This window comes from Pedobacter sp. (genome assembly GCF_965279535.1).
Lineage (GTDB): Bacteria > Bacteroidota > Bacteroidia > Sphingobacteriales > Sphingobacteriaceae > Pedobacter.
This window is the reverse complement of sequence record NZ_OZ257244.1, coordinates 3,370,936-3,387,056: the sequence shown is the minus strand read 5'-3', so window position 1 is coordinate 3,387,056 and position 16,121 is coordinate 3,370,936. Positions and strand designations below refer to the sequence as shown.

Annotated in this window: 12 protein-coding genes; 6 read left to right on the top strand and 6 right to left on the bottom strand. The window is 39.4% G+C overall.

Annotated elements, in window-relative coordinates; translation table 11 throughout:
- The first annotated feature begins 7 nt into the window (after positions 1 to 7).
- The 5 genes from ACQY77_RS13765 to ACQY77_RS13745 all read left to right on the top strand — a co-directional run bounded on the left by ACQY77_RS13765 (position 8) and on the right by ACQY77_RS13745 (position 5,567).
- On the top strand, positions 8 to 1,210 hold the full coding sequence (locus tag ACQY77_RS13765) for a glycosyltransferase (protein ID WP_421941573.1): 1,203 nt from the start codon (positions 8 to 10) through the stop codon (positions 1,208 to 1,210).
- A gap of 10 nt (positions 1,211 to 1,220) precedes the next feature.
- On the top strand, positions 1,221 to 2,414 hold the full coding sequence (locus ACQY77_RS13760) for a glycosyltransferase (protein WP_421941574.1): 1,194 nt from the start codon (positions 1,221 to 1,223) through the stop codon (positions 2,412 to 2,414).
- 96 nt (positions 2,415 to 2,510) lie between these two features.
- Positions 2,511 to 3,797, top strand: coding sequence for a condensation domain-containing protein (locus ACQY77_RS13755; protein ID WP_421941575.1), 1,287 nt, complete (start codon positions 2,511 to 2,513; stop codon positions 3,795 to 3,797).
- The gene (locus ACQY77_RS13750; RefSeq protein WP_421941576.1) at positions 3,794 to 5,062 is read left to right on the top strand and encodes a hypothetical protein; all 1,269 of its coding nucleotides are present in this window, start codon (positions 3,794 to 3,796) and stop codon (positions 5,060 to 5,062) included. The genes ACQY77_RS13755 and ACQY77_RS13750 overlap by 4 nt, the downstream gene beginning before the upstream one ends.
- A complete protein-coding gene (locus ACQY77_RS13745; protein ID WP_421941577.1) occupies positions 5,055 to 5,567 on the top strand; it encodes a hypothetical protein in 513 nt (170 codons plus the stop codon). The genes ACQY77_RS13750 and ACQY77_RS13745 overlap by 8 nt, the downstream gene beginning before the upstream one ends.
- Before the next feature lie 259 nt (positions 5,568 to 5,826).
- Here ACQY77_RS13745 and ACQY77_RS13740 read toward each other — a convergent pair whose 3' ends face one another.
- The gene (locus ACQY77_RS13740; RefSeq protein WP_421941578.1) at positions 5,827 to 6,570 is read right to left on the bottom strand and encodes a segregation and condensation protein A; all 744 of its coding nucleotides are present in this window, start codon (positions 6,568 to 6,570) and stop codon (positions 5,827 to 5,829) included.
- A 194-nt stretch (positions 6,571 to 6,764) separates the two neighbouring features.
- On the opposite strand from ACQY77_RS13740, the gene dxs reads away from it, so the two are divergent.
- Positions 6,765 to 8,693 carry a 1-deoxy-D-xylulose-5-phosphate synthase gene (gene dxs / locus ACQY77_RS13735; protein WP_421941579.1) on the top strand — a complete coding sequence of 643 codons (1,929 nt, stop codon included), beginning with the start codon at positions 6,765 to 6,767 and terminating at the stop codon, positions 8,691 to 8,693.
- A gap of 1,316 nt (positions 8,694 to 10,009) precedes the next feature.
- On the opposite strand, the gene ACQY77_RS13730 is transcribed toward dxs, so the two are convergent.
- From ACQY77_RS13730 to ACQY77_RS13710, 5 genes are all read right to left on the bottom strand, one after another.
- Positions 10,010 to 11,623, bottom strand: coding sequence for a gliding motility protein RemB (locus ACQY77_RS13730; protein ID WP_421941580.1), 1,614 nt, complete (start codon positions 11,621 to 11,623; stop codon positions 10,010 to 10,012).
- Between the two features lie 7 nt (positions 11,624 to 11,630).
- Complete coding sequence (locus ACQY77_RS13725; protein WP_421941581.1) at positions 11,631 to 13,505, bottom strand: polysaccharide biosynthesis protein; 1,875 nt, start codon at positions 13,503 to 13,505, stop codon at positions 11,631 to 11,633.
- 125 nt (positions 13,506 to 13,630) lie between these two features.
- Entirely contained in the window at positions 13,631 to 14,188 is a 558-nt protein-coding gene (locus ACQY77_RS13720; protein WP_421941582.1) for a transferase, read from the bottom strand.
- Complete coding sequence (locus ACQY77_RS13715) at positions 14,181 to 15,161, bottom strand: UDP-GlcNAc--UDP-phosphate GlcNAc-1-phosphate transferase (protein ID WP_421941583.1); 981 nt, start codon at positions 15,159 to 15,161, stop codon at positions 14,181 to 14,183. Before ACQY77_RS13715 ends, ACQY77_RS13720 begins: the two co-directional genes overlap by 8 nt.
- 72 nt (positions 15,162 to 15,233) lie before the next feature.
- A complete protein-coding gene (locus ACQY77_RS13710; RefSeq protein WP_421941584.1) occupies positions 15,234 to 16,121 on the bottom strand; it encodes an NAD-dependent epimerase/dehydratase family protein in 888 nt (295 codons plus the stop codon).

Here is a 16,121-nt window from a genome sequence, read left to right as displayed (position 1 = left end):
TTTGCTCATGGCCAAATTCGCATTCATTGTACCCCCTTTAACCGGACATATCAACCCCACGCTAAGCATGGGCGCAGCATTATTGCAACGCGGGCATCGTGTGGCCTGGATTAGCCTGGATGAAAGCTTAGCACATAAACTACCTCCCGGAGGTGACTTGCTGCATATTCAATATGACCAGGATGACCAGCAAAAACAGGATTCTGAAAAATACCTGGATATCATCACCAAAAAGATTGTTTACGGTATCGATAGCATCAAGTTTTTATACGAAGAGGTGCTCATCCCCTTAAATAGGCATAGCTATGAGGGTATTGTTAGCCTATTGGATGAGTTTAAACCCGATTTGGTAATTACCGATCATCAGATGTTTGCCGGAGCCATTGCCGCAGTGAATAGAAATTATCCTTATGCCACCTCTGTAACGGCACCCGCAGCTTTGAAAATTATGGATGAGCTGCCTAAAGTACATGAGTGGGAGGTAAATCAGATCGTAGCCTTACAAAAAGAATTCGGCCTGGAAGGAAATGATTCCATAGCCTGTTCTGATCTGTTAACCTTAGTTTTTACATCACAAGCCTTTTTCGGGGAGATGGAGCTATCAGAAAACTTCAGTTTTATAGGCCCTGTTTTAAATAGCCGAAAAGCAGAAATTCCATTTGATTGGGAAAATTTCCATGCCGATAAAAAACCCAAAATATTAGTGAGTATAGGTACCACCTTTGATCATGAACATAAAAAGAGCTTTTTTGCCAAAGTGGTAGAAGCATTTGCAGAAGAGAATTTACAGGTAGTTGTGGTGTCTGATCCCAATCTTTTCGAGGAATGGCCAGGCAACTTTACCGTACAACAACAGGTACCCCAATTGGATCTGCTACCCCATTTAACAGCTGTGGTTTGTCATGGCGGCCATAATACGGTATGCGAAACCTTAATGAATGGTCTTCCAATGGTGGTTATTCCAATTGCCTATGATCAGAGCCATGTAGCGGGTCGGGTATTCCGGGTGGGTGCAGGTGAACGCTTAAACTTTAATCGTTTTAAAGCCCATCACCTCAAAGAAGCTGTACACAAAGTGATCACTGAGCCCAGCTATCGGGCAGCAGCCAAACACATCAAACAATCATTTATTGATGCTGGCGGAACAGCTACTGCAGCAGATCTTCTTGAAACCTATGCCCAAAAAACGTCCTCTTTATTGATTAGTTAAATCCCTTATTATGTCAAAATTCCTATTCGTTGTTCCTCCTTTTTTCGGCCACATCAGCCCCACACTCAGCATTGGTGCCAGCTTGCTTGCCCGTGGTCATGAAGTAAAGTGGTTGGGTATTACCCCGCTGGCACAGGTTCACCTTCCTGAAGGAGGAGAGTTTGTCTATCCAGAGGCCGATTTGGCAGAATATCAGGATGAAATCCAGCGGATTCTGAAACGTCAGGATGATGGACCGGCTTGCTCTGGCCCCGAAGTGATGAAACTTGCCCTCGAAGAAACCTATGTTCCTTTTGCCAAAATGATGATGAAAGGACTCCATAATTTTGTTGATCAATGGAAACCCGATGTGATTGTAAACGACTGCATCACCTTCGCAGGTTCCTTATGTGCTACCTTAAAGGGTATTCCAAATGTAACCACCACCCCTGTTCCGCCCGATGTAATGGGTGATACCGCCAATAGTGCCCCTAAAATATTCGAGTGGCAACAAAACCTGATTAAAGAACTTCAAAGAGCAGTTGGCATCTATGATGAGGGTATTCATATCCATTCTCAGGAGCTGAACATGGTTTTTACCTCACAGGCTTTTGCCGGTTTTGATGAAAAACCTCCGCACATGCACTTTGTTGGCCCGGTAAAAGGCAGGCCTAATCTGGCGCCATTTGACTGGGAAAGACTTGCAAAAGCGAAAACGCCAAAAGTCTTTGTTTCCTTGGGTACATTACTAGTCGATATCAGGAAAGAATTCTTTCAGAAACTGATTAGCGCATTTGAGCATGAGCCGATAACCATTATTGCTGCAACCAACCCTGATATTTTTGAACAATGGCCGGATAATTTTATTGTGAATGGTTTTGTACCGCAATCGGAATTAATGCCCCACATGGATGCAGTAATCTGTCATGGAGGATTTAATACCGTAAACGACACCTTCAGCAATGGCCTTCCCATGTTAATTACGCCCATTGCTTATGACCATTTCCACACGGCCAAACTCATAACGCAAGCGGGTTGCGGGATAAGTATACGGTACAAGCGTTTACGCATCAGCGATTTACGCAATACCGTATTCGAACTACTGGAAAACCCTCAATATCGTCTCGCAGCCGAAAAAATTAAACAAACCTTTATTGATGCTGGCGGCAATGATAAAGCCGTACAACTCCTTGAAGATTTTGCGATGGAAGTGGTAAATGATTAAAGGAATGAAGGATAGAATTAATGAATGAGAGAATTAGCGAATGACTGAATAATTTTCGTACGACCGAGGGCATTCCATCATTCAAAATTAAATATTATGAAAAGAAAGTTATTTTTCGGAGAGCGGATGTTATATGGCGATGGAAAAACGCCTTTCAACTGTGTTATACCCTTTAAAATACGCGGACAGATTAGTGAAATATTTTTGGTTCAGGCCTTAAAAAAAATCCAAAAGAAACACCCCTGGTTAACAGCAGGTATCCGCTTAGATGAAAAAAAATACCCCTGGATGGTTACGAATCTTACCGATAAATTTCACATCCCGGTAAGAATTGTCGATCGTGTAAACGATGAACAATGGCAGGCAGAATCTAAAAAGGAATGGGCAACCGCTTTTGAAGCCAGCAGTAATCCATTATTAAGGATCGTTTGGCTCAAATCTGATGTGGTGTCTGAAATTTTACTTGTGGTGCATCATTGTCTTTGTGATGGTACTTCTGCCATCAGTATTTTAAAGGAACTGGTGCTATTACTGGATAATCCCGACGCGGAAATCGGCAAAGAAATTCCTATTCAAAGCCTTCATGATATTATTCCTGCCAAGGTACTATCCAGTTATCGCAGTAAAATCAAATCCGGATTTATTGGTAAAGTGACTACGATGGCATTGTGGTTAATCCCCATTAAAAAGATACCGTTCAACAGGAAAGAGGATTTTCTCTTAAGCTGGAAACTTGATGCAGAAACCACTGCCGCAATCGTTCAATTCTGTAAAAAACAGGGCTTTACAGTAAACACATTATTGAGTACAGCACTACTAACAGCTTTCAAAGCCGTTAGAGGGGAAAAAGCATTTAACAAAATTTCCCTGCCTGTTGATGTAAGAAATTATAATAAAGCCATTAAAGCCGATCATATTTTTGCCTTCGGGCTGATGATTGTCCTATCGGCATATCCAGATAAGGATTTCTTAAGTAATGTAAAGGCCATTCAACAAGATGCTACACAAAAGTTATCCAAACTTAATCCATACAGCCTCATGTTGATGATGGAAGCCTGCCATCCGGCTTTAAAAAACTTCAGCAATCTTTTAAAGTACGGAAAATCCAGCAACGACTGTATGTTCTCTAATCTGGGCAGGTTGGACATCCCTCATCAATATCAAAATTTTGAAATAGAAACCATCTACAGTCCATCCGTAATGGGGCCTTTGGGCAATACCACTACTTTGGTGGTTTCTACTTACCGAAATCAAATGGATTTCTCATTTATGGCCAGTGAGGGTTATCTCCCACACCATGAAACTGAAGCCATTAGAGAAAAAGTAATGGAAATACTTTTGGCACAAATTAAAATCCCTACCCCAGCACTAGAACACGCATGAAAAGAAGATTAATTTTAGGAGAGCGGATTATGCATGTAGACGCCAAAACGCCATTAAATTGCGTCTTCACCGCTAAAATTGCTGGCTATATTGATGATATAAAACTGAATGCTGCACTGATTAAAATTCAGCAGAAACATCCCTTATTAAGGATGAAAATTGATCACAGTGGAAAAGAGCCTTATTTCGTGCTGAATGAACAAATGGCAAAAATCCCTGTCAGGGTAGTTACCCGCACCGGGGATTACGATTGGCAAAAGGAATCTAAAAAAGAATGGTACAAACTGTTTGATCAGGAAAATCTGCCTTTAGCCCGACTGGTTTGGTTAAAGGGTGATACTTTTTCAGATTTTTTATTGGTTTTACCTCATTGTATTTGCGATGGGACAACCATTCTGAATCTCATGCGCGAACTGATGAGCCTGATTGATGATCCTGAACAAAAGCTCGATGTTTATGAATCATTTTCATCTGTACGCGATTTACTCCCTGCAGATTTTTCACAAAGCCGTCTCAGTCATTTTAAAGGAAAAATGTTTTCGGCAATATCCAGGCTTTTCTTTCTGTTTAAATCTACCAGGTACAAAAATATCGAGCAAAATAATTATGTACTGAGCTGGAAAGTATCTGAAACCCAAACCCTGGCACTCCTGCGAAAATGCAAAGCTGAAAAAACAAGCATTCACGCAGCAATTTGTGTTGCTTTTATCGAAGCTTTTAAAACAGTAAAGGCAGAAAAAGCTCATGGTAAAGTGATATCCCCAATTGATATCAGAAGATTTGTACCCGCTATAAAAACAGATACCATGTTTGCATTTGCTCCGATTGCCGAGCTAAAAATTGACCAAAGCCTTGAGCATTTCTGGCCTAAAGCCCGAAAGCTTAAGGTTGATTTAGAAGAGAAAATTGCTGATATGAAAATATATGACTTGTTAAACATGAGCGAATATTTCCATTCTTCCGTAAACAAAATGGTCGGTTTTTTAAAATCTACACCAGGTACACATGATGTTACTTTGAGCAATATGGGCCGTTTAGATATCACTGCAGATTATCGGGAATTTAAAATAGAAACCATTTACAGCCCTACTGTAGCATTCCCCTGGCGAAATGCCAATACACTAGTGGTAAGCAGTTTTAACAATCAACTTGATTTTTCTTTTCTTTCCAATGCCTCTTTTCTAAGCGAGTTTGAAGCCTGGCAGATTAAAACAGAAGCCATGATTTTGCTCACGAACCATTTAAACGAAATTGTTCATGCCTGAGGAAGTAGAAAACAACCAGTTGAAGAAGCTAAAGTGGCGAAGGTTTTTAATCAAAAATCTTTTGATCTACCTGGCACCCAATGTGATTTTTAATGCGTTGATCCCCTACATTGTTTTTAAGCAGCAAGGGAGCGTTCAGCTGCTGGATGGTAAAGAAAATCTTATACGTTTCCTATTGCCAATGTCGTTACTGCTCCCTTTTATCCTCACTTTCGATATATTAAAAAAAACCATCGAGGCAGCACTAAAAAAACAATTCCACCTGGAGCTTCATGAAAGCTTTCCTAAACGTCGCTTTATTTTCCGAATGGCCTCCTGGCATGCATTGCTTACTTTCTTTACGGTATCGCTTTTCGTTTTGAGTTTACATTTATTTATGCCTCCAGGATATCAATACGATATTACTATTTCCTCTCTCTTTATCGGAACATTAGCAGGGATTTATTCCCTGCTATTTCCAGTTTTATCGATCAATAAATTAAAGAAAAGCGGACATCTTATCTAAAATTGTTTAACCAAAACCCAGATGAAAATTGAGATGGTCGGTTATTTGCCATTCCGACTTGGGAGGAATCTGTTAGGGGTTCTTTCATACAGATCCTTCGCATTCGCTCTGGATGACAATTAGTGTGCTCTGGATGACAGTTTGTAGTTAACTGTGTAACGGTTATCCACTTCCTCGATTCCCTGTCATTCCGACTCTGGAGGAATCTGTGAAAGGATTCTTCGCTAACACACTGAATTACAGGGTAATGCTCGAAATACTAAGAAACAGCGCTTACGTTAAAATTGTTGTAACCACTACCAATCTTAATCTGTACAATTTGCTGCTGCAACATCTCTAAGATAGCCAGGAAATTATAAACAAAATGCACTTTGTTCTCAGAGTTCTTCAAAACCAAAGCGAAATCGATCTGCTTATTAATATCTAACAAATTGGCCATAAAATGCTTTTGCTGCTCAATGGTGTAAGGATATTGAACTACCGTATGTTTTACCTCTTCACTTCGCAAATCATATTTCTGCATGGTCCGGTGGTAAACCATCAACAGCTTATAAAGATCAAGTGATAAAAGCTCATCCTGATGACTCGAAGATTCAGCAGCCAGGTTAAGGTCCTGATCGATGTTCCCCCTACGCTCCTGCTGCATTCTCGATTCTTCAAAAACCCTTAGCTCTTCAGCTGCAGATTTGAACTGCTTATAGGCAATAAGTCGGACAATTAAATCCTGTTCCGGATTAACCTCATTACCGGCCTCATCCAGCTCAATTCTGGGGAGTAGCATTTTAGACTTAATCCGCATCAGTGTTGCGGCTACCAGAATAAATTCACTGGCCACTTCTACGTTTAATGCAAGTAATTGATGAATGTAAGCTAAAAAGTCGTTGGTGATTTTGGATATTTCTACATCCTGAATATTCAACTCATCCCGCTCAATAAAGAAGAGCAAAAGGTCAAATGGTCCTTCAAAAATCGGGAGCTTGATTTCAAAATTTTCTGCCTGCATATCCTAAACGGCAAAAATACTTAAAATTGTTAAGATGTTTCGAATTTACCAAAAGATGCCTTAAAAGCACACAAAAGAACTATTTGTCGTCTCATTACCACAATCAGCTCTTTTGTGTCTGGCTATGGCATTATTCTTTTCTATTTTAAAACAAAAATCCCTTACTTTGTATCTTGTTTTTTACCCAAAATTGAATGCAAGTAAAAGCTGGTCCCCTTTTATCTAAAATTAACTATCCTGCTGACTTAAAGCAATATAGTGAAACTGACTTAGAACAAATAAGCCAGGAATTAAGGCAATATATCATTGATGTAGTGAGTGTTAATGGCGGGCATTTCGGTGCCAGCCTGGGTGTGGTTGAACTAACTGTTGCCTTACATTATGCATTAAATACGCCGTACGACAAGTTGGTATGGGATGTAGGTCATCAGGCCTATGGCCATAAAATACTAACTGGCAGGCGGGAATTATTCCATACCAACCGTATTTATAAAGGAATTAGTGGTTTTCCAAAAATCTCTGAAAGTGAGTACGATACTTTCGGTGTAGGACATTCTTCTACCTCTATTTCTGCTGCATTGGGTATGGCGGTAGCCTCACAAATCAAAGGTGAAACCGACAGGCAGCATGTAGCCGTAATTGGTGATGGCGCTATGACTGCTGGTTTGGCTTTCGAAGGTTTAAACCATGCGGGGATTGAAAACAGTAATGTGTTAGTGATCCTTAATGACAACTGCATGTCTATTGATCCTAACGTAGGTGCCTTAAAAGAGTACCTTACCAGCATTACAATTTCCAAATCTTACAATCGTTTCCGCGATGATATTTCGAATGTATTGGTGAGCCTTTCAAAATTAGGCCCTAATGCACACAAATACGTCAAGAAAATAGAAAAAAGCATTAAAGGCACACTTCTTAAGCAAAGTAACCTTTTTGAGGCTCTAAATTTTAGATATTTCGGTCCCGTTGATGGCCATGATGTTAAACGTTTAGCACAAACCATCAAAGAACTCAAAGATATACCAGGTCCTAAGTTATTGCATTGTGTTACGGTTAAGGGTAAAGGTTTTGCATTAGCCGAAAAAGATCAGACCAAGTGGCACGCACCAGGTTTGTTTGATAAAATTACCGGAGAAATCAAAAAAAGCGTTTCAGATAAACCTCAGCCACCAAAATACCAGGACGTTTTTGGACATACCATGGTAGAATTAGCAGAGGCTAATGAGAAGATTGTGGGCATCACCCCTGCCATGCCTTCAGGATCTTCGTTAAATATCATGATGAAAGCCATGCCTAAACGGGCTTTTGATGTGGGTATTGCAGAACAACATGCGGTTACTTTTTCTGCAGGCCTAGCAGCCCAGGGATTGGTGCCTTTCTGTAATATCTATTCGAGCTTTATGCAAAGGGCTTATGATCAGGTAATTCACGATGTGGCCATACAAAAGCTTAATGTAGTATTCTGTTTAGACAGGGCCGGATTGGCAGGTGCTGATGGTGCAACACACCACGGTGCTTACGATATTGCCTACATGCGCTGCATTCCAAATCTGATCGTTTCTTCTCCAATGAACGAAGAAGAATTGCGTAACCTGATGTTTACTGCTCAACAGAAAGATGTTGGCCCATTCGTCATTCGCTACCCTCGTGGTAACGGTGTAATGCCCGATTGGAAAAGACCTTTCAAAGCTTTAGAAATTGGGAAAGGCCGTAAAATATGCGACGGTGAAGATGTAGCGCTGCTAACAATTGGCCATGTAGGTAACTTTGCAGTAGAGGCAACTGCCGAATTGAATTCAGAAGGTTTCTATCCTGCGCATTATGATTTACGCTTCGTAAAACCGTTAGATGAACAAATGCTTCATGATGTATTCTCCAAATATAAGCACATAATCACTGTAGAAGACGGATCCTTACCAGGTGGAATGGGTGCCGCAGTTTTAGAATTCATGGCCGACAATCAATACACTGCAAATGTGATCCGTTTGGGTATTCCAGATCTGTTTATAGAACACGGTGAACAACCCGAACTTTGGGCTGAATGTGGTTACGATAAAACTTCGATCATTGAAGCAGTAAAGAAAGTTGCAGTAAAGAGAACAACTGATAGCTTGGCGGGATAATTTGGGCTGGAGTCGGCAGTCCTTAGTCTGGTGTCTCTTCCAACAAGCTTAAAGAACTAAAGCTAAAAGCACACCTTTAGCCAGCCTTGGTACTAAATACCTGATACTATTTACAGTAGCTAATTTTAGTAATGAGATGTTACGCCTATCTGTATCCGGTCTTTACGCATTGCTCTTTGTTCCTGATTCCAGTCTTGGCACTTGATGTTATTTACTTTATACTAAAATTGTACAATTCTGTAAACTGTTATGCGAATAATGAGTAATTCACGATACATAACATTAAATTAACACAAAACGTTCTCAGTCAAACGTTTGATTTGTTATATTTGCTTCTGTGTTGAAGAAACATGAGATTACTTGTCATCATTTTAAGCGCTATTCTCCAATTTTTTATGCAGGTTACCTATGAAATCTCAAACTAACGAGACACTTAAATAAAAAATTAAAATTAATTCAAACCTTTTTCTTAATCATTTGTTTACCTAAAGCATCCCGTAAAAACTTGATTATTATGGAAAATAAAATCTACACCCCATGACTGCTCTCAAAAAGACTATTGAAATAAGTAAGCTTATTTTTAACTTCCTCGGATTCTTATTCGATGAAGGCGTAAATAAAGATAAAATTGGTAAAAGATTGAATTAAACCTTTACCTATTAAATAATTGATAAAATACATGATTTTGTAAAGTATCACTTTACGAAGTTGAATTTTATTATACTTTAGATCCACCTGTCATCCGGCACACAAAACCTTCCTATAAAGCATATGTACTTGTCGTCCAGAGTATACCTGTCATCCAGAGTGTATTTGTCATCCAGAGCGCATGCGAAGGATCTACCTCAACAACACCCAAAAACAGATTCCTCCAAAGTCGGAATGACAAAATCCAATTATACCTACTTGATATAAAACTTGCCATCCACAATGCATACTTGTCATCCAGAGCGCATGCGAAGGATCTACCTCAACAACACCCAAAAACAGATTCCTCCAAAGTCGGAATGACAAAATCCAATTATGCCTACTTGATATAAAACTTGCCATCCACAATGCATACTTGTCATCCAGAGCGCATGCAAAGGATCTACCTCAACAAACCCCATTAACAGATTCCTCCAAAGTCGGAATGACAAATGAACTGACTATCTCAATTCTTCATTTAACACACTCATCATCCAAAGCATACTGTCATCCAGAGTGTACTTGTCATCCAGAGCGCGAGCGAAGGATCTACCTCAACAAACCCCATTAACAGATTCCTCCGAAGTCGGAATGACAAAAAAAGCTTGCTTCGAAAGAATGAGCGCTTACTAAAAATCGTGATAAATATTTCTAAACGAACTTCTTAAGCCTATAGTAAATAAACTGGTTTTGTTGATACCAATATCATTGCGCTCCTGCCTTAAGGTTCCGGCAACCTCAATACGCAAATTGTATTTCGGGTTTAGCAAATATCCAACCTGGCCTTTTACATAATATAAATCAGTTGCAATACCTTGCCCTACATGGCTTCCATAATCAACGGCTCTGGTCGTATAATCCTTAAAAATATCTCCACCATAGTTCATCCCTTCAGGGTCCAAACCATATCTTGAGTAAAGGGCTTGCCCCTGAAAATCAAATCTCTTGTAGCTATAATTCAATATCCCCAAAAACTCTCTGAAATTTGCCCCGTATGGATGCGCTAAAGGCTGATTATAGTTAGAGTAATTAGATAACCTGTTAAAGTGCGCATAAGTGTATGGCCGGGCTGTATTAAACTCAGCTAAGTAATTTAAACCTTGTACCTTGAATAAATCTGCACCACGGATACCAAACTGAATGGCCCATTTGTTAGCCCAGTAGCCATTTCCTTTAAAGAACTCTTTCGCGGTAAATTCATCAAACATAAACTGACCATACAGACTGCTCTTTTTAAAGATTTCATATTTCAGGTTGAATCCCAAACGCATTTTATCCGGAGAAGAAGTATTGGTATTCTCTACCGGACGCAAGAAAATAAAAGGATGAATATAGTTAAAATCAAATCCACGTTTACCCTCTACTTCAGCATCAGCCCAGGTTACGGCCTGAAAGAAACCTACAGAAAATCTTTTGGTTGCATTCCAATCTACATAATGTGCCGCCATCCATTTGCCTCTGTCACCTAACCGGCGATCAGTAGCTAACTTTTCTGCCCCGGGATCCAGCATATACGCAAATATGGTTTGGTATTGCACACTACCTAAAGTAGCTCTTGCCCTAAAGAAAGAATAATTAGAAGAAACATCAGAAAGCAACATCGAACGATAACCATCGCCAATAAAGTTCTTATCGTATCCCAATGCAAAGTTTAAATGTTTATTAGGTGTATAAGAGAGCAAAGCGGTTACATACGACCAATCCTGCGTATTTGTTGCCAGTTTGCCATAACCTTGTCCAGGAACAACCTGATTTTTAACAATGTAATTATTAACGTAATCAGCAAACCTGCCTTGATTTTCGTAACCATTCAAATAGAACGAAAATTGTTTACCTACATTTCCACCAACCTGAAAACCACGGGTATTTAGCCAGGTAGTTCTGTCGCCACTTAAGTCGCGGCCAATCTGAAAATCAGGAAGAAAATCTGCGTACACATCATAATCCTCTCCTTTAAACTGTAATAAATGCTCCTGAAATAATTTACGGTGAACCCAGCTTCTGCGGTTTAAGCTATCCGTACCATAATTCATCAACGAATCATAACGGCTGTTTAAAGCCTGGTCATCTGAATAAAATCCTTTTATTGAAGAATGAAATTTTGAATTCTGATCATAAACCGAAGAATTAAATTTCTGATAGAACTGATAATCGTAAGGAATAATCCGGTTTGGGGTAGGATCCTGAGCCTTTACCGCAAAGCCAGTACCGGCTAGCAAGGCTAACAAAAGATATTTTCTCATCTAAAAATTAGTCGTTTATTACTTTATCCAATTCCTCAAAAACGGAGTTTTTACTCTTAAATTCAGGAACCAGTTTTTTCATATGGATAACTACCTCGCGATCACTTCCTGATCTGGCAGATTCTATTAAATTGTATATTTTCTTTTCAATTTCTTCAAACACGTACTCCCTAACCTTACCAATCATGATCTTTTCATGGTGTGTAGGCATGGTGTTTTCGTTATCATTTAAAAGCTCTTCATAAAGCTTTTCACCCGGGCGCAGACCTGAAAATTCAATCTTAATATCAATGTTGGGCTCCAAGCCCGACAATCTGATCATTTTCTTAGCCAGCTCGATAATCTTAACCGATTTGCCCATATCGAAAACAAAGATCTCTCCTCCTTTACCCATACAGCCAGCTTCCAGCACCAATCTACAGGCTTCAGGAATGGTCATGAAGTAGCGGGTAATCTCTGGATGGGTTACTGTAATCGGACCACCTTTTTCAATTTGTTGTTTGAAGCGAGGGATCACCGAACCATTAGATCCTAAAACGTTACCGAAACGTGTGGTAATGAATTTTGTGATCGGTTTTACTTCCTGTTCATTAATATAGCTTAATCCGTTGCTGAAGATGAAACCATCGGTACTTAAAGATCTGTTTAAGGATTGTACATAAATCTCAGCTACGCGTTTTGAAGCCCCCATCACATTGGTAGGGTTAACCGCCTTATCGGTAGAGATCATTACAAATTTCTGCACCCCAAATCTAACCGATAAATCTGCAATTAATTTGGTACCGCCTACATTCGTTCTTATGGCCTCTGCAGGATTGTTCTCCATTAAAGGTACGTGCTTATAAGCCGCAGCATGGTAAACGTAGTGAGGTTTATACGTATCAAACAATTTCTCCATCCGTTGCACATCACGCACATCACCAATAAAGGCTACAAAGTTTTGCTGGTTGTTGTGTTCCTGAAGCTCCAGGTGTATTTCGTGCAGGGCACTTTCCGATTGATCACATAAAATGATCAGCCCTACTTCAAATTTCATTAACTGTCTTACAATCTCACTACCAATAGACCCCGCAGCACCAGTAATCAGGATACGTTTTTTACGCAACATATTACCAATACCTTCAATATCAATCTGAATAGATTTACGGTTAAGCAAATCTTCGATATTTAATTTCTGGATCTGAGCAGATTGAAGTTTTCCGTTTTCCCAAACATCAGGAGGTGGAATATTTAAAATTTTAATATCGTTCTCTAAACAAAGGTCAACTACCTGATCCTTACGATCATCGGGAATGGTATAAGACGCAAAAATAATTTCATCCAATTCATGCTCTGCAACCAGGTTAGGTAATGTTCCTGCATCTAAAATCCTGATCCCATCAATCGCTTTACCTACTTTTCTGATGTCATCATCAATAAAAGCAACAATTTTTTTATTGAAACTCCCATCATGATCAAAAGTTCGTTTTGTAGCTAAACCAGCCTCTCCTGCACCATAGATAATTACTTTCTTAATATCCAGATTAAGATTCTTCACATACATGAAGAAGTATTTAATCAAAATCCGGTAGGTAATGAGCAGCAAAAAGCTAGTTAAACCATTGGTAATTAAAATGGCTACAGATATTAAACTTGCTTTAAAAAAGGTAATGTAAATGATATTCAGAAGAAAGAATGTGCCGTTGCTGATAATTACTGAAAATAAGATACGAAAAGAATCCTGCGCACTGGTATACCTGATAATTCCGGTATAAGTTTTAATCTGAAAAAATACGGCAACATTAATTAAGCCTAAAATCAAAAGATTTCTGGCCAGTTCAGGCAAATCTACTGCCGCCAGGTACAAATTATGTCTCAGCGCGTAGGCAAAAATAAGCGACATCGCACAAATACAGAGATCCAGCACGAATATCAACCAACGGGGTACTATATTAATTTGAGTAAACAAGGTTCAATAGGGTAAAATTTGCTAAAGATAAGTTTTTTAATCAGCAATAGGTAACATTTCTATGATGAAGAAGAAAAATCCACAGAGATAGACCAGTCTTCTTCGAAGATACCCGGAATGCTAATCAAACGTTCTACAGCGGTACAAGCTGCAATGGTTACTCCCGACCCTATCTTTGCTCCTCCGCCAACATAGGCATTCGGGTAAATACTACTAAAATCAGCGAGAACAGCATCATGATCAATGGTTACATTCGCATTTACAATCACGTGCGCACCTAAAACTACTCCGGTTTGCACAACTGCCCCGGCTAAAATCACAGTACCCGGCCCAATCTTTACATCTGGTGCTACTACAGCTTTAGGATGAACAAAAATACCAAATTGATGTTGTACACGAGCAGCAATGGCCCTTCTGATCTCGTTATTACCGATGCCAATCAAAACTTCAGCATCAGGAAAAGATTTAGCACTATATTGTACAATGGGAAGCCCGTTCAGCACAGGCTGTGTTATGCGGTCATCAAAATAACCCAGTATGGGTGGAGCGCTTAAATTTAAGCCGGCAGCCAATACCCTGGCGTGCCCTCCTGTTCCATAAATTATTCTATCAGCCATCACTTAACTTTAAGTTAAACAGGTGTTCTTTGCCTTCAACCTTCAACCGTATAGCAACAAAAACAACCAGACACAGCATCAACAATAATAATGCCGATAACAAACTGGCCTGAATAACAAAAAGAATTAACAAATTAATAATGAGCTGTACGAGCAAATAAAGTCCAACAACAGCCAATTGAGGCCATTTTTTTTCGTTAGCCAAATATTGATAAAAATGTGATCGGTGCGCTTTAAAAATGTTTTCCTTCCGCATCACCCTGAAGAATATCGTAGTCACCGTATCTAAACCATAAATCAACAAGAACAGGATGTAAATAGGGTTCTGTGTTTTAAAAATCAACTGTCCCAAAAGGAATACAATGATGAAAGCAATGCTCACACTCCCGACATCACCGGCAAAGCATTTGGCTTTTTTTCTAAAGTTGAAGAAATTGAAAATCAGCACCGATATTATCACGGTAAGCAATAACTCAACGGAAGTAAAGTCGATAATACATTGATCGATATAAAACAGCGTAGCCAACAATAACAGGCTGTATCCTCCCGTAATGCCGTTAATACCATCCATAAAGTTGTAAGCGTTAATGGTTCCGATTACCACAACAGCACCAATTGCTGTAAAGTACCAGGGAAAATAAATCACATCCAATTGAGTGAAAAGCAGCATTACCGATAAGCCATGGACAATCAAGCGCACTTTGTTATTCAGGGTGTGCATGTCATCTAAAAAGCTAATTAAAGCAATCAGGAATAACCCAATACTGAAAAAGAGATAATTAAAACCAAAAAGAAAAAAAGCCAGTAACCCCGCTATGCCAAAAATAATGCCCCCACCACGAATGGTAACTGTGGAATGAGAGCTCCGATGGTTCGGCTGATCGATGATATTATAATGATCGGCAATTTTGAAATAGACTAACTCTGTCACAAACAAAATAACGAGCAAAAATAATGCGTAAAGAACAGACATAGGGTTTTATTTTAATGTTGCGAAGATAAGGATAACTATGCAATACATTCAAATCCCAATCTCTATTTTGGATTAGCTTAAGAAAGATTTAGCTGTTAAGGCCAAACCTTCTCGTGTTTTCAGTGGTAAATCTTCTCCTATTGCAGCTTTCAGTTTTTGATTACGCACCACATAATTTTCGGTAAGCTTATTTAGTTTCTCTGTGTTAAGCGGCAGGTGCAGCACATTTCCCATCTTGGCTATAAACTTTATTATCAGTTTTGAAACATGCCAAAGGTTTGCTTTTTGTCCATTGGATTCTGCCAAGATGGATACCACATCGTTTGTGGACAACGCCTCGTCATCTGCCACCTGATAAATACCAGATTCTACATCTTTTTCGATCAGCTTCTGAATAACAAAACATAAATTTTCGACGCTTAAAAATGATCTTTTATTCTCAAAACTTGCAAGGGGATAAGGAATTCCTTTCTTAACGATTTGGTAAAGTAAATTTAAGTTCCCCTTATTACCAGGGCCATGGATCATGCAAGGACGAAGGATATAAAACTGCTTACCTGTTGGGAGCGGTTGTGCCTGGATATATTCCTCCGCCATCAGTTTAGATTTACCATAGTCCGTTTGAGGACTTGGAACCATATCTTCAGTCAGTATTCCGTCTACTGAATCCGCAGCCGCCTTTACGGAGCTTACAAATATAAATTTTTTAGCATCTGACCTCAAAAACGCATCATAAAGATTTTTGGTTAGCTCATAATTAACTTCGTAATATTCCTCCGGATTTGACGCTTTTTTAAGATCATGAGCTTTTCCTGCAAGGTGAATAACACAATCGAATTTATGAGCAATATCAAAACAGTATTCTCCTCGGCCTACCGTACTGATTCCAAATTCCCCCTCGAGATAAGGGATCAAGTTTCTCCCAACGAAACCAGTTGCCCCTGTAATTATGATATTCAT

Bases quoted from the DNA above. Each gene is read 5' to 3' on its own strand.
- ACQY77_RS13765 (WP_421941573.1), top strand. From the start codon at position 8: ATGGCCAAATTCGCATTCATTGTACCCCCTTTAACCGGACATATCAAC.
- ACQY77_RS13760 (WP_421941574.1), top strand. From the start codon at position 1,221: ATGTCAAAATTCCTATTCGTTGTTCCTCCTTTTTTCGGCCACATCAGC.
- ACQY77_RS13755 (WP_421941575.1), top strand. From the start codon at position 2,511: ATGAAAAGAAAGTTATTTTTCGGAGAGCGGATGTTATATGGCGATGGA.
- ACQY77_RS13750 (WP_421941576.1), top strand. From the start codon at position 3,794: ATGAAAAGAAGATTAATTTTAGGAGAGCGGATTATGCATGTAGACGCC.
- ACQY77_RS13745 (WP_421941577.1), top strand. From the start codon at position 5,055: ATGCCTGAGGAAGTAGAAAACAACCAGTTGAAGAAGCTAAAGTGGCGA.
- ACQY77_RS13740 (WP_421941578.1), bottom strand. From the start codon at position 6,570: ATGCAGGCAGAAAATTTTGAAATCAAGCTCCCGATTTTTGAAGGACCA.
- dxs (WP_421941579.1), top strand. From the start codon at position 6,765: ATGCAAGTAAAAGCTGGTCCCCTTTTATCTAAAATTAACTATCCTGCT.
- ACQY77_RS13730 (WP_421941580.1), bottom strand. From the start codon at position 11,623: ATGAGAAAATATCTTTTGTTAGCCTTGCTAGCCGGTACTGGCTTTGCG.
- ACQY77_RS13725 (WP_421941581.1), bottom strand. From the start codon at position 13,505: ATGTCGCTTATTTTTGCCTACGCGCTGAGACATAATTTGTACCTGGCG.
- ACQY77_RS13720 (WP_421941582.1), bottom strand. From the start codon at position 14,188: ATGGCTGATAGAATAATTTATGGAACAGGAGGGCACGCCAGGGTATTG.
- ACQY77_RS13715 (WP_421941583.1), bottom strand. From the start codon at position 15,161: ATGTCTGTTCTTTACGCATTATTTTTGCTCGTTATTTTGTTTGTGACA.
- ACQY77_RS13710 (WP_421941584.1), bottom strand. From the start codon at position 16,121: ATGAATATCATAATTACAGGGGCAACTGGTTTCGTTGGGAGAAACTTG.